The following is a 12,826-nucleotide window of genomic DNA, read 5'->3' on the forward strand; positions in this document are numbered from 1 at the left end:
ATGGCCGAGTCCGCCCTTCCCTTCGACGACTTCCGGGATCTCGTCAATCTGCTGCCGCCGCCCGACGAGGCGGCCGTCGCGGCCGTGCGCGAGCGCGACCGGCAGCTCACCAAGCCCCCCGGCTCCCTCGGCCGCCTGGAGGAGATCGTCGAGTGGCTCGCCGCCTGGCAGGGCAAGCCGCAGCCGGAGGTGCTGCGCCCGCTCGTCGCCGTCTTCGCCGCCAACCACGGCGTCACCGCCAAGGGCGTCTCCGCCTACCCGGCATCCGTCACCCGCAGCATGGTGGAGAACTTCGCCGCCGGCGGCGCGGCCATCAACCAGATCTGCGTCGCCGAGGACATCGGCCTCAAGGTCTTCGAACTCGCCCTCGACCTGCCCACCCCCGACATCTCCGAGGCCGACGCCTTCGACGAGGCCGGCTGCGCCGCCACCATGGCCTTCGGCATGGAGGCGCTGGTCGGCGGTCCGGATCTCCTCTGCGTCGGCGAGATGGGCATCGGCAACACGACCGTCGCCGCGGCGATCTTCCACGCCCTCTTCGGCGGGAGAGCCGAGGATTGGGTAGGCCCGGGCACCGGCGTCGCCGGCGACGCGCTCGCCAACAAGATCGCGGTCGTGCGCGCCGCCGTGGAGCGTCTCGACGGCCGCACGTCGGACCCCTTCGAGGTGCTGCGCCGCATCGGCGGGCGCGAGATCGCCGCCATTGCGGGCGCGATCCTGGCGGCCCGTCACCAGAAGGTCCCGGTCATCGTCGACGGCTTCGTGACGACCGCCGCCGCCGCCGTCCTGCACGCCGCCAACCCGGGCGCGCTCGACCACTGCCGTTTCGGCCATCTCTCCGCCGAGCCGGCCCATGCCCGCGCCCTGGCGCTGATGGGCAAGCGCCCGCTTCTCGACCTCGACATGCGCCTCGGCGAGGGTACGGGCGCGGCGCTCGCCGCCGGCCTCGTGCGCACCGCCGCCCGCATCCATGCCGGCATGGCGACCTTCGCGCAGGCCGGAGTGGCGAACCGGGACGGTGCCTGACCGGCCCTGCCGGCGCCTGCTTCGAACTTTGCAGAAAAACTGAATGAAACTGTGCATTCACCTCTTCACGTCTGGAAAACCGTCAGAATATCAGATGTGTTGGGGCGGCATGCTCAAATATTGACCAGGAAGGCGCGCGGCACTTACATGGCCTCCTCACCGGAGGACATCGGATCATGAAAGTCGTTCAGCTCGCCGCCCTCGCTTCCCTCGTCGCCGTCCCGGCCGAGGCCGCCTGCAGCCTGCCGAACCTCGCCGGCCGCTGGACCGCCACCGTCTTCGCCCAGAACGGCACCACGGTGACGACTACCGGCTGCGACCTCGCCATCTCGTCGACGGGCGCCGTCACCGGGACCTGCGCCGATTCGGCCGCGGCCCAGCCGGTGCCGACCGGCACCGCCACCGTCCTCAACGCCCAGAAGTGCATGTTCAACGGCACGCTGACGCTCGGCACCGTGGTCCACACCATCAACCTCGCCGCCATGACCAACGACAAGCAGATGGTCGCCGGCATCGGCACGATCGACGCGGGCACTAGCACGACGCCGCCGACGACCCCGCCCACCACCCCGCCCACGGCGGCCGGTGGCTTCCAGCTCACCATGGTCAAGCAGGCCGGCGGCAACAGCGGCACGGGCGGCGCCGGCGTCGGCGGTGGCAGCGGCAGCGGCAGCGGCAAGAAGTAAGACCTTCGCCGGCCCGGGTCCCGTTCCGGTCCGGCCTCGAAACCCTGGCTCGCGCCCGCGAGGGCGTGCGCTATTCCTCCAGGACGTAGCCGCCCGGCGCGTCGCAGAGCACCGGCAGGCCCTTGTCCGGGGCCCCGATCGGGGGCGGCGCGCCCGGCGCGCCGGAGTGCTGGCCGAGCCAGGCGAACCAGGCCGGCCACCAGGAACCGTCCTGCGGCGCGTGGGCGGCGAGCCAGCCGTCCGGATCGACGTAGACGTCGTCGCGCCCTTTCGTGCCGATCCTGTAGCGCCGCTCGCGGCCGCTGCGGCCGACATGGCCCGGCTCCGAGACGATTCCGGCGTTGTGGCCTCCGGAGGTCAGCAGGAACGTCACCTCCGTGTCGGTCAGGAGACTGATCTTGTAGACGGAGCGCCACGGCGCCACGTGGTCCGTCTCGGTGCCGACCGCGAAGAGCGGCACATGCACGTCCTCGAGCGCGACTGCGCGGCCGTCCACCTTGTACCGGCCCTCCGCCAGGTCGTTCTTCAGGAACAGCCCCTTCAGGTACTCGGTGTGCATGCGGAAGGGCATGCGCGTCGCATCCGCGTTCCACGCCATCAGGTCGTTCGCCGGCGGCCGCTCGCCGAGCAGGTACTCGCGCAGGATCCGCGACCAGACGAGGTCGGTCGACCGCAGCATCTGGAAGGCGCCGGCCATCTGCTTGGTGTCGAGGAAGCCGCGCTCCCACATCATGTCTTCCAGGAACGCGAGCTGGCTGTCGTCGATGAAGAGCGTCAGCTCGCCGGCCTCGTGGAAGTCGGTTTGCGACGCGAAGAGCGTGAGGGAGGCGAACCGGCCCCGCCCGTTCTGCGGCTCCGCCGCCGCCGCCGTGGCGAGCAGCGTGCCGCCGATGCAATAGCCGGTCGCGTGCACCTTCACGTTCGGCACGATCGCCGCGACGGCCCCCATGGCGGCCTCGATGCCGAGCTTGCGATAGTCGTCGAAGCCGATGTCGCGGTCGTCCTCGGTCGGGTTCTTCCACGAGATCATGAAGACCGTGAAGCCCTCCGCGACCAGGTGACGGACCAGCGAGTTCTCCGGCGAGAGGTCGAGGATGTAGTATTTCATGATCCAGGCCGGCACGATCAGCACCGGCTCGGGCCTGACCGACGCGGTCGTCGGCTCGTACTGGATGAGCTCCATCAGCCGGTTGCGGAACACCACCTTGCCGGGCGTCACCGCCACGTCGCGCCCGGGCACGAAGGCCTCGCCCGCGCCCTCGCGCCGTCCCGAGAAGGCCGCGGTCGCGTCCTCGCTCCAGTTCCGGAAGCCGCGCACCAGGTTGGCGCCGCCCTCTTCCGCCGTGCGCCGGATGACCTCCGGGTTCAGGGCCGGCACGTTGGAAGGCGCCGCCATGTCGAGGATCTGGCGCGCCGCGAACTCGACGACCCGCTCATGGTGCGGCGAGACCCCGCGCACGTTCGTGGTCGCTTCCTTCCACCACTGCTCCGTCAGCAGGAACCCTTGCGCGGCGAGGCTGAACGGCAGGTGCTTCCAGTCGTCGGCGGCGAAGCGGCGGTCGTTCGGGGCCGGCTCGACGCAGACCGGGCAGGGGGCTCCGCCGTTCAGGGCCGACGACAGGGCGAAGCGGCCGAACTCGGCCCATTTCCGCAGGGCGGATTCGGCGAGCAGGATCGACTTGCCCGGCGAGGTCGCCAGATGCAGCGCCCAGTCCATGTAGGCGAGCGTGACGGCCGCCGGCGACAGCCCCTGAGTCACCCGCGCCGCCGCCGCATGGGAGGCCCGGTCGACGACGTCCGCCACGGTTCGTGCCGCATGGCTTTCCACCCGCGGGAAGGGCAGGTGCAGGGCCGAGGGGGCCGGCACGCCCCAGGCACCCGGGCCTCCCGCCGAGGCCGGCGCCGGCGCGGCCGGATCCGCCGACCGCCCGACGGCCTCGCCGCCCACCAGCTTGAGGGCGGGCTTCGCCGCCTTCGGCCTGCGGCCTGTGGAGATCCGATCGGTCATGTCCGCTCCCTATCCAAGCTCCGATGGATTGGTATTCTAGCCCATCGGACGCGACGGATTCGTGATCCCGATCAATCGCGCCACGGTTCGGCGCCTTCGTGGCGATCGAGGAAGTCCTCGACGCCGAGGCTGCGGAAGTCGTCGAGCGCCGCCCGGAGCCGCTTGTGGCTCCAGTCCCACCAGCCGAGCCGTATCAGCCGTTCGGCGACGGCGGCCGGGAAGCGGGCCCGGATGGGCTTCGCCGGATTGCCCCCGACGATCGTGTAGGGCTCGACGTCGCGGGTGACGACCGCCCCGGCCGCCACCACGGCGCCCGTCCCGACCGTCCGCCCGGGCAGAACGATCGCACCCCGCCCGATCCAGACGTCGTGCCCGATCGAGACGCGCGCCTGCCGGCGCCGGTCGAACAGCTCCGGCTCGTCCTCGGCATCCTCGAAATACTGCCAGGACCGATAGGTGAAATGCGACTGGCTCGCCCGCTCCATCGGGTGGTTTCCGGGGTTGATCCCGACCAGCGCCCCGATGGAGACGAACTTGCCGATGTCCGCGTAGACGATCTCGCAGTCGCTCGTCGCATAGGAATAGTCGCCGAAGACGGACTCGATCACCGTGGTGCGGGCGCCGAGCTTGCAGAACTTGCCGAAGGTCGAGGCCCGCGCGATCGCGGTCTCGTGGATGAGGGGCTTTGCGCCGAGCCGCTTCTTGCGGACATGCGCGGGCAGGGACTTGTCGTCGAGCGCGGCCATGGGGGTCTCCGGGGGTCCGGTCCCGGGTTAGTCCGCCGGCCATCCGGGCGCAAGCGCGGCGGCCGAAACGCGCCTTGACTTCGCCTCCGGCCCCCCTCTATACCCGTGCCGACCGGGCGGTTAGCTCAGCGGGAGAGCATTCGCTTCACACGCGAAGGGTCACAGGTTCAATCCCTGTACCGCCCACCACCGTATTCTCGTTACAGCATGCAAGCCGTTGATGGGATTGATCAACGGGCGCGATGAATTGACCGTTGCGTGACCCCGAGGGAAGGGGCACGATGCCTCCTGACACCTGCTGCCGCCCCCGGCGGCCGGAACGACAGGAGGCTTCCCATGACGGTCCCCGGCTGGAAACTCGGCGCTTTCGCGCTGGTCGCGGCCTTCGCCACCCCCATGCTGGCGCCCGCCGCCCTCGCCGAGACCGTCTACCACCGCGGCAATTCCGGCGAGCCCGAGACCCTCGACCCCCACAAGACGTCGACCGTCGCCGAAGGCGACATCCTGCGCGACGTCTACGAGGGCCTCGTGGCCTACAGCGCCAAGGCCGAGGTGATCCCGGGCGCCGCCGAGTCCTGGACGGTCAGCCCGGACGGCCTGACCTACACGTTCAAGATCCGCGCGAATGCCGCCTGGTCCAACGGCGACCCGGTCAAGGCCTCCGACTTCGCCTTCTCGTTCCGCCGCCTGATGGATCCGGCCACGGGCGCCAAGTACGCGACCGTGCTCTACTGCCTGAAGAACGCCGAGAAGATCAACAAGGGCCAGATGAAGCCCGAGGAGCTCGGCGTCAAGGCGGTCGACGACCGCACCCTCGAGGTCACGCTCGAGAGCCCGACGCCCTACTTCATCCAGCTCCTCACCCATACGACCGGCCTGCCGGTCCACCCGGGATCGGTGGCCAAGTTCGGCAAGGACTTCGTCAAGGCCGAGAACTTCGTCTCGAACGGCGCCTACGTGCCGAAGGAGGTCGTGCCCGCCTCGCACATCCGGCTCGAGAGGAACCCGAAGTTCCACGACGCCGCCAACGTGAAGATCGACGCCGTCGTCTTCTACCCGACCGAGGACCGCTCCGCCGCGCTCCGCCGCTTCCAGGCCGGCGAGTTGCACTCCAACAACGACGTCCCGGCCGACCAGGTCGACTTCATCAAGAAGACCTTCGGCAAGCAGTTCCGCACCGCCCCCTACCTCGGCACCTACTACTTCGCCTTCAACACCACCAAGGGCCCGCTCGGCGACGCGCGGGTGCGCCAGGCCCTGTCCATGGTGGTCGACCGCGAGTTCCTCGCCGACCAGATCTGGGGCGGCACCATGCTGCCCGGCTACTCCTTCGTGCCCCCCGGCGTCGCCAACTACGAGGGCGGCCCCGCCTACGCGACCTGGAAGGACATGGCCCCGCTCGACCGGGAGGAGGCGGCCCTGAAGCTCATGAAGGAGGCCGGCTACGGACCGGCCAAGCCGATCAAGCTCGAGATCCGCTACAACACCTCCGAGAACCACAAGAAGACCTCGGTCGCGCTCGCCGAGATGTGGAAGCCGCTCGGCGTCGAGGTGACCTACGTCAACACCGACCTGAAGACCCACTACGCGCACCTGCGCGACGGCGGCGACTTCGACATCGCCCGCGCCGGCTGGATCGCCGACTATTCCGACCCGCAGAACTTCCTGTTCCTGGTCGAGAGCGACAATGCCGGCTTCAACTACGCGCGCTACAAGAACCCCGAGTATGATGGCCTTATGAAGAAGGCCGCCGCCGAGACGGACCTCGTCAAGCGCGCCGCCGTGCTGAAGCAGGCCGAGACGATCTTCATGCGCGACCTGCCCTTCGTGCCGCTCCTCTACTACGCCTCCAAGAACCTCGTCTCCGACAAGCTCGCGGGCTGGGAGGACAACACCCGCGACGCCCATCCGACCCGCTTCCTGTCGCTGAAGTGAGGACGGACGGGCAGCGCGCCGAAAGGCGGGCGGCGGCTCCGGTGGCGGGCCGCGCCCCATGCTGAGCTATGCGCTCCGCCGGCTGCTGGGCGCGGTCCCGACCGTCTTCGTCATCGTGACGATCTCGTTCTTCCTGATCCGGGTCGCCCCGGGCGGACCGTTCGACCTGGAGCGGCCGCTCGAGGCGAAGGTGATGGAGAATCTCCGGCGCATCTACCAGATGGACCGGCCGCTCGCCGAGCAGTACTGGACCTACCTGAAGAACGTCGTCGTCGGCGACTTCGGCCCGAGCTTCTACTGGCGGGACTTCACGGTCGCCGAGCTCTTCGCCGGCGCCCTGCCGATCTCCGTCCGTCTCGGCGTCCTGGCGCTCGTCCTCGCCGTCCTGGTCGGCGGCACCCTCGGCACCGTCGCGGCCTTCCGGCAGAACCGCGCCGAGGACTTCGCCGTGATGACGGTCGCCACCGCCGGGATCACCATCCCGACCTTCGTGGTCGCGCCCCTGCTGCAGATCGTCTTCGGCATCTGGCTCGCCTGGCTTCCCGTGGCCGGCTGGGGCGGCGGCGCCCTGCGCAACACGATCCTGCCGGTCCTCGTCCTCGCGCTGCCGCAGACCGCCATCGTGGCGCGGCTGACCCGCGCGAGCCTGATCGAGATCCTGCGCTCCAACCCGATCCGCACCCTGAAGGCCGCGGGCCTGCCCCCGACGGTCGTCGTCCGCCACGCGCTCCGCGCCGCCGCCCTGCCGGTCGTCTCCTATCTCGGGCCCGCCTCGGCCGCGCTGCTGACCGGCTCGGTCGTGGTCGAGACGATCTTCGGCATCCCGGGCGTCGGCCGCTTCTTCGTCGAGGGCGCGCTGAACCGCGACTACACGCTGGTGATGGGCACGGTCGTGCTCATCGCCGTCTTCATCATCGTCTTCAACCTCGTCGTCGACCTCGTCTACGCGCTGGTCGACCCGCGCGTGAGGCTCGATTGAGCGCCGCCGCGGCCGTGGGCCGCTCCCTCTGGGCCGACGCCCGCGCGCGCCTCTTCGCCAACCGGGCCGCGGTGACGAGCCTCGTCCTCCTCGGCCTCGTCGCGTTCTTCGCGCTCGCCGGCCCGAGCCTCGCCCCCAACCCCTACGACCGCGTCTACCCCGACTTCGTCCGCACGCCCCCCTCGCTCGCCGCCCATCCGGACCCGGCCCGCGCGGAGGACATCGCCCGCCGCCTCGCCGCCCGCGTCCGCGCCACGGTCGCCGCCGCCGAGCATCGCGGCGACAGCCTTCGGCTCACCCTGACGGCGCCCCGCGCCATAGACCCGCGCCTGCCCTCCGTGTTCGACCGCTCCGACCTCTTCGAAGCCGCGACGGTGGTGGAGACGACGGACGAGGGCCGGCGCATGGTCCTGGACATGCGCGTCGAGCGCGTCCGCTTCCTCTTCGGCACGGACGGCAACGGCCGCGACCTGCTCGCCCGCGCCATGATCGCCACCCGCGTCTCCCTCGCCATCGGCCTCCTGGCGAGCGCCGTCGCGCTCGTGGTCGGGGTCGCCTGGGGCGCCACGGCCGGCTATCTCGGCGGCCGCGTCGACGCGCTGATGATGCGCGCCGTCGACGTGCTCTATTCGCTGCCCTTCATCTTCTTCGTCATCATGCTGGTGGTCTTCTTCGGCCGGAACTTCGTCCTGATGTTCCTAGCCGTCGGCGCGGTCGAATGGCTCGACATGGCCCGCATCGTCCGCGGCCAGACCCTGTCGCTGAAACGGCAGGAGTTCGTGCAGGCCGCCGAGGCGCTCGGCGTCTCCACGCCCGGCATCCTGATGCGCCACATCGTGCCGAACACGCTCGGCACCGTGGTGGTCTTCCTGACCCTCCTTGTCCCCCGCGTCATCCTGATCGAGAGCTTCCTGTCCTTCCTCGGCCTCGGCGTGCAGGAGCCGCTGACGAGCCTCGGGGTGCTGATCTCCGAGGGCGCCAAGTCGATCCAGGACTCCACCTACCTGCTGGTCTTCCCCTCCATCGTCCTGGTCCTCACGCTTGGCTGCCTCAACTTCCTGGGCGACGGCCTGCGCGACGCCCTCGACCCGCGGGACCGCTGAGATGGACGCTCCCGTCCTGTCCGTCCGCGGCCTCCATGTCCGGTTCCGCACCGCGACCGGCGAGATTCACGCCGTGAAGGGGCTCGACCTCGACGTCGCCCGCGGCGAGACGGTGGCGATCGTCGGCGAGTCCGGCTCGGGCAAGAGCCAGTCCATGATGGCCGTCATGGGCCTCCTCGCCCAGAACGGCCGGGCGGCGGGCAGCGTCCGGGTCGACGGTGCCGAGATCCTCGGCCTGCCCCCGCGCGCGCTCGACCGGGTGCGCGGCCGCAAGATCGGCATGATCTTCCAGGAGCCGATGACCTGCCTCGACCCGCTCTGGCGCATCGGCGACCAGATCGCCGAGCCCCTGATCCACCACGAGGGGCTGACTCGCGAGGCGGCCCTGAAGCGGGCGCGCGAACTCCTGGAGCTCGTCCGCATCCCCGAACCGGACCGGCGCCTGCGCACCTATCCGCACGAGCTCTCCGGCGGCATGCGCCAGCGCGTCATGATCGCCATCGCGCTCGCCTGCCGGCCGGACCTGCTCATCGCCGACGAGCCCACGACCGCCCTGGACGTGACCATCCAGGCCGAGATCCTCGCCCTGGTCGAGGACCTGCAGCGCCGCCTCGGCATGGGGATGGTCTTCATCACCCACGACCTCGCGCTCGTCCGGCGCATCGCCTCACGCGTCCTCGTCATGAAGTCCGGGGAGGTGGTCGAGGCCGGCCCGGTCGACCGCCTCTTCGCCGCGCCCGCGCACCCCTACACCCGCATGCTGATCGCCGCCGAGCCCGAGGGCCGCAAGGCCCCCGTCGCCGACGCGGCTCCCATCGTGCTCGAAGCCGCCAACGTGTCGGTGTCCTTCAAGCTGCCGACTGGCCTCTTCCGCGCCCCGATGCTGTTCCGTGCCGTCGAGGACGTCTCCCTGTCGATCCGCCGCGGCGAGACGATCGGGGTCGTGGGCGAGTCCGGCTCCGGAAAGTCGACGCTCGGCCGCGCCCTCCTGAAGCTCCTGCCGGCCGCCGGCCTCGTCCGCTTCGAGGACCGCGACCTCGGCCCGCTCGACCGCGCCGCCATGCGGCCCCTGCGCCGGTCCCTGCAGCTCGTCTTCCAGGACCCCTTCGGGTCGCTGTCGCCGCGCATGACCGTCGGCGAGATCGTCGCCGAGGGCCTGCGCGTGCACGAGCCCGCCCTGACCCGGGCCGACCGGGACGCCCGCGCGGCCGCCGCGCTCGAGGAGGTGCAGATCGACGCGGCCGCCCGCAACCGCTTCCCCCACGAATTCTCCGGCGGCCAGCGCCAGCGCATCGCCATCGCGCGCGCCCTGATCCTGAAGCCGCGCCTGGTGGTCCTCGACGAGCCCACCTCCGCCCTCGACCGCTCGGTCCAGAAGGCCGTCGTGGACCTGCTGCGCGGCCTGCAGGCCAAGTACGACCTCGCCTACCTCTTCATCAGCCACGACCTCAGGATCGTGCGCGCCATGTCGGACGACGTCCTCGTCATGAAGGACGGCCGCGTCGTCGAACGCGGCCCCGCCGACCGTCTCTTCCGCGAGCCGAGCCACCCCTACACGGCCCGCCTCCTCGCCGCCGCGATGCTCGACGCCGTCGGCTAACCGGCCGCCGAAGTCGCCGCCTCCCGCCTGTCCGGCCCCTGTGCTAGTCTGGTTCGGGCATCTCGGTGCGAAGGTTCTGTTCCTCGACCGGCAGGGGCCCCCATGGGCGGGCGACCATGAAGCGGCGGCTGAGCGCGGTCCTTGCGCTGGACGTGGTGGGCTCGTCGCGCCTGATCCAGGCTGACGAAAGCGGCGCGTTGCGCGCGATCAGGGCGGTCTTCGACACGATCGTCGGTCCGGCGGTGACCCGGCATTCCGGTCGCACGGTGAAGACGATGGGCGACGGGGCGCTGATCGAGTTCGGGAGCCCCGTCGAAGCCGTGCTTGCGGCCGTAGAAACCCAGACCACGATGGCGACGTGGGGCGGCACCCCGGCGATCGTGCTGCGCATCGGCATCAACATGGGCGACGTGGCGGTCGACGACGACGGCGACATCTTCGGCGACAGCGTCAACGTTGCGGCGAGACTTCAGGAAGTCGCCGATCCCGGCGGCCTGTGCGTCTCCGACAAGGTCTTCAATGAACTGGAGGGCAAGCTGGCGCTCCCCTTCGAGGACGGCGGCGAACGGCAGCTCAAGAACATCGCGCGGCAGATCCGGGTCTACCGCCTGAAACCCGGGGCCGCCTCCACGGACGAGCCGAAGTCGGTCCGGCCGAGCCTCGACAGGGGCGACCGCCCGTCCATCGCCGTCCTGCCTTTCGCCAATCTGAGCGGGGACCCGGAGCAGGAATATCTGGCCGACGGCATCGCGGACGATGTCACCACCGCACTCGCCCGGTCACGCTGGCTCTTCGTGATGTCGCGGAATTCGTCCTTCGCCTTCAGGGGCCGCGCGATGCTGACCGACGAGATCGCCCGTCTCCTCGGTGTCCGCTACGTCCTGACCGGAAGTCTGCGGCGCAGCGGCTCGCGCCTGCGCATTTCGGCCCAGCTCATCGAGGCCGAGACCGGCGGCTCGATCTGGGCGGAGCGCTACGACCGCGACATGGGCGACCTGTTCGCCTTGCAGGACGAGATCACGGAGGCGGTGGCGGGGGCCATCGAGCCGGAACTCCTGAAGAAGGAGGGCCAGCGCGGCGCCGACCGTCCGCGCAGCCTGACGGCCTGGGACCTGGTGCGCCGCGGCATGTGGGAGTTCCACAAGATCCGGCCTGAGACGCACTGGACGGCACTGGACCTGTTCCGCGAGGCGACCCGCAGCGCCCCCGAATTCGCCGACGGCTTCTTTTGGGCGAGCCGCGCCGCCACCGGCATCGCCGCCTACGGTTGGACCGAGAAGCCCGGCCTCCTGCTGGACGAAGCCTTGGCGACTGCAACGCGCGCGATCCAGTTGGACGAGCGGAATCCGTATGCCCACTACGCCCTGGGCATAGCCGAGCTCTTCAGGGGGGCCACCGACAAGGGCCTTGCGGCCGCCCGCCGCGCCGTCGCGCTGAACCCGAGCTTCGCCCTCGGCTATTTCGTCCTGGGCATGGCCGAACTCCAGTCGGGTCGCGCTCTCGAGGGGGCACACGCCCTGGAACACGGGTTGAGGCTATCGCCCTTCGATCCGCAGAACTTCACCTGGTCGGTGTTTCTCGCGCTCGCCTACTGCTTCTCGGGCGACCCCGCCAAGGGGCTGGACGATGCCCGACGGGCGCTCGTGCTGCGACCGGGGTGGCCCGCCGCACTCGCCGCCGTCGCCCTCTGCTCGTCCGCCCTGGAGGATCGGGAGGGCGCGCGGACGGCCGCGAAGGCGCTGCGAAACACCTCCGAGGCCGAGATCAACCCGGTGCGCTCCATTGTCCGTTGCCTGCCCGACTGGTCGGCTGCCCTCGACAGGGCGCTGAACGTCGATTGACGGGACGCACCCGCCCGCCCCGGGCGGCCGGCAGGAGTGTCGTCGGCGCCCGATCGGCCGGCGAGCCGGCCCCAGTCTCAGTCGAGCAGGCGCTGGACGATCCCCAGGAGGCCCGGCGACCGAAGGGCCTGCTTGATCGCGTCGGCCCAGATCGGGCCGATGGCGCGCTCGTCGAGATGATGGTCGAGCGGGTTGGCGGGCCTCACCGCGTCCCTGACCGCGCCGGTCGCCGGATCGGTCCAATGCGGTCGCAGGTCGAGGAAGTCGTAGCCCCGGGTCCGGCAGCCCTCGGCCATCCGGGCGTTGAAGCGCTCGGTGAGGTCCAGGCGGTCGGGGTAGGGGACGGTCAGCCAGCGCCGCTCCGCGGCCAGCGCCCGGCCTAGATCCTCCGTCACGACGGTCGGCGGCGGCGCCGAGCCGACCAGGATGCGGCGGTACCCCGCCGCCGCGACCGACTCCAGGAACGCGAGATAGCGGCCGACCGACCGGGCGAGCGCATCCTCTACCGTCATGCCGCCTTGATGGGCCTTGAGCCAGATCGTACTGCCGCAGTCGACCTCGCCCATCAGGAAGAACGGCACCCTGCGCGGCCGGAAGGGCAGGAGCGCCGCGCGGAACCGGGCGGCCGCCTGCGTGCGCGAACCGGAATTGGCGAGGCCCATGCAGGAGGCGCTGGTCACCACCGTGGCACGGCAGGTCCGGTAGCCGAAGTGGCCGGCCTTGTAGGCCTTCCAAACCGATGCCACGTGGCTGTCGCCGCAGATGACCACCTCGTCCAGGAGCGGCGGCAGCAGCCGCCCGACACGCTGCCGCCAGGGGTGCTTTCCCTTGACCTGCCAGCGGACCCGCTCCGCGTGCTCGGGCGGCGGCTGCCCGGACCGTTCCGCCGTCGACATGCGTCC

At 70.7% G+C, this 12,826-nt stretch carries 10 protein-coding genes and 1 tRNA gene; 8 read left to right on the top strand and 3 right to left on the bottom strand.

The window, feature by feature from the left end; all coding sequences use genetic code 11:
• A complete protein-coding gene (gene cobT / locus WBG79_RS07815) occupies nt 1-1,026 on the top strand; it encodes a nicotinate-nucleotide--dimethylbenzimidazole phosphoribosyltransferase (RefSeq protein WP_337356547.1) in 1,026 nt (341 codons plus the stop codon).
• A 176-nt stretch (nt 1,027-1,202) separates the two neighbouring features.
• A complete protein-coding gene (locus tag WBG79_RS07820; RefSeq protein WP_337356548.1) occupies nt 1,203-1,712 on the top strand; it encodes a hypothetical protein in 510 nt (169 codons plus the stop codon).
• 70 nt (nt 1,713-1,782) lie between these two features.
• Here WBG79_RS07820 and WBG79_RS07825 read toward each other — a convergent pair whose 3' ends face one another.
• Both WBG79_RS07825 and WBG79_RS07830 read right to left on the bottom strand, forming a co-directional pair.
• The gene (locus tag WBG79_RS07825) at nt 1,783-3,720 is read right to left on the bottom strand and encodes a PHA/PHB synthase family protein (RefSeq protein WP_337356549.1); all 1,938 of its coding nucleotides are present in this window, start codon (nt 3,718-3,720) and stop codon (nt 1,783-1,785) included.
• Nucleotides 3,721-3,791: 71 nt separating this feature from the next.
• On the bottom strand, nt 3,792-4,466 hold the full coding sequence (locus WBG79_RS07830; RefSeq protein ID WP_337356550.1) for a chloramphenicol acetyltransferase: 675 nt from the start codon (nt 4,464-4,466) through the stop codon (nt 3,792-3,794).
• A 114-nt stretch (nt 4,467-4,580) separates the two neighbouring features.
• Between WBG79_RS07830 and WBG79_RS07835 the strand changes: the two genes are divergently transcribed.
• From WBG79_RS07835 to WBG79_RS07860, 6 genes are all read left to right on the top strand, one after another.
• Nucleotides 4,581-4,655, top strand: a tRNA-Val gene (locus WBG79_RS07835).
• A gap of 147 nt (nt 4,656-4,802) precedes the next feature.
• Complete coding sequence (locus WBG79_RS07840) at nt 4,803-6,401, top strand: peptide ABC transporter substrate-binding protein (RefSeq protein WP_443147413.1); 1,599 nt, start codon at nt 4,803-4,805, stop codon at nt 6,399-6,401.
• Nucleotides 6,402-6,459: 58 nt separating this feature from the next.
• Nucleotides 6,460-7,380, top strand: coding sequence for an ABC transporter permease subunit (locus WBG79_RS07845; RefSeq protein ID WP_337356551.1), 921 nt, complete (start codon nt 6,460-6,462; stop codon nt 7,378-7,380).
• Nucleotides 7,377-8,483: an ABC transporter permease subunit gene (locus tag WBG79_RS07850; RefSeq protein WP_337356552.1), complete on the top strand. Its 1,107-nt coding sequence runs from the start codon at nt 7,377-7,379 to the stop codon at nt 8,481-8,483. Before WBG79_RS07845 ends, WBG79_RS07850 begins: the two co-directional genes overlap by 4 nt.
• Nucleotide 8,484: 1 nt before the next feature.
• On the top strand, nt 8,485-10,083 hold the full coding sequence (locus WBG79_RS07855; RefSeq protein WP_337356553.1) for an ABC transporter ATP-binding protein: 1,599 nt from the start codon (nt 8,485-8,487) through the stop codon (nt 10,081-10,083).
• 116 nt (nt 10,084-10,199) lie between these two features.
• Nucleotides 10,200-11,924: an adenylate/guanylate cyclase domain-containing protein gene (locus tag WBG79_RS07860; RefSeq protein WP_337356554.1), complete on the top strand. Its 1,725-nt coding sequence runs from the start codon at nt 10,200-10,202 to the stop codon at nt 11,922-11,924.
• Between the two features lie 77 nt (nt 11,925-12,001).
• On the opposite strand, the gene WBG79_RS07865 is transcribed toward WBG79_RS07860, so the two are convergent.
• Nucleotides 12,002-12,820, bottom strand: coding sequence for a hypothetical protein (locus WBG79_RS07865; protein ID WP_337356555.1), 819 nt, complete (start codon nt 12,818-12,820; stop codon nt 12,002-12,004).
• Nucleotides 12,821-12,826: the final 6 nt, after the last annotated feature.

The organism is Prosthecomicrobium sp. N25 (assembly GCF_037203705.1).
Taxonomy (GTDB): Bacteria; Pseudomonadota; Alphaproteobacteria; order Rhizobiales; family Ancalomicrobiaceae; genus Prosthecodimorpha.

What these genes read in the sequence shown, in the direction of transcription:
- WBG79_RS07830 (WP_337356550.1), bottom strand. Translation starts at nt 4,466, where the DNA reads ATGGCCGCGCTCGACGACAAGTCCCTGCCCGCGCATGTCCGCAAGAAG.
- WBG79_RS07855 (WP_337356553.1), top strand. Translation starts at nt 8,485, where the DNA reads ATGGACGCTCCCGTCCTGTCCGTCCGCGGCCTCCATGTCCGGTTCCGC.
- WBG79_RS07825 (WP_337356549.1), bottom strand. Translation starts at nt 3,720, where the DNA reads ATGACCGATCGGATCTCCACAGGCCGCAGGCCGAAGGCGGCGAAGCCC.
- WBG79_RS07820 (WP_337356548.1), top strand. Translation starts at nt 1,203, where the DNA reads ATGAAAGTCGTTCAGCTCGCCGCCCTCGCTTCCCTCGTCGCCGTCCCG.
- WBG79_RS07845 (WP_337356551.1), top strand. Translation starts at nt 6,460, where the DNA reads ATGCTGAGCTATGCGCTCCGCCGGCTGCTGGGCGCGGTCCCGACCGTC.
- cobT (WP_337356547.1), top strand. Translation starts at nt 1, where the DNA reads ATGGCCGAGTCCGCCCTTCCCTTCGACGACTTCCGGGATCTCGTCAAT.
- WBG79_RS07865 (WP_337356555.1), bottom strand. Translation starts at nt 12,820, where the DNA reads ATGTCGACGGCGGAACGGTCCGGGCAGCCGCCGCCCGAGCACGCGGAG.
- WBG79_RS07840 (WP_443147413.1), top strand. Translation starts at nt 4,803, where the DNA reads ATGACGGTCCCCGGCTGGAAACTCGGCGCTTTCGCGCTGGTCGCGGCC.
- WBG79_RS07860 (WP_337356554.1), top strand. Translation starts at nt 10,200, where the DNA reads ATGAAGCGGCGGCTGAGCGCGGTCCTTGCGCTGGACGTGGTGGGCTCG.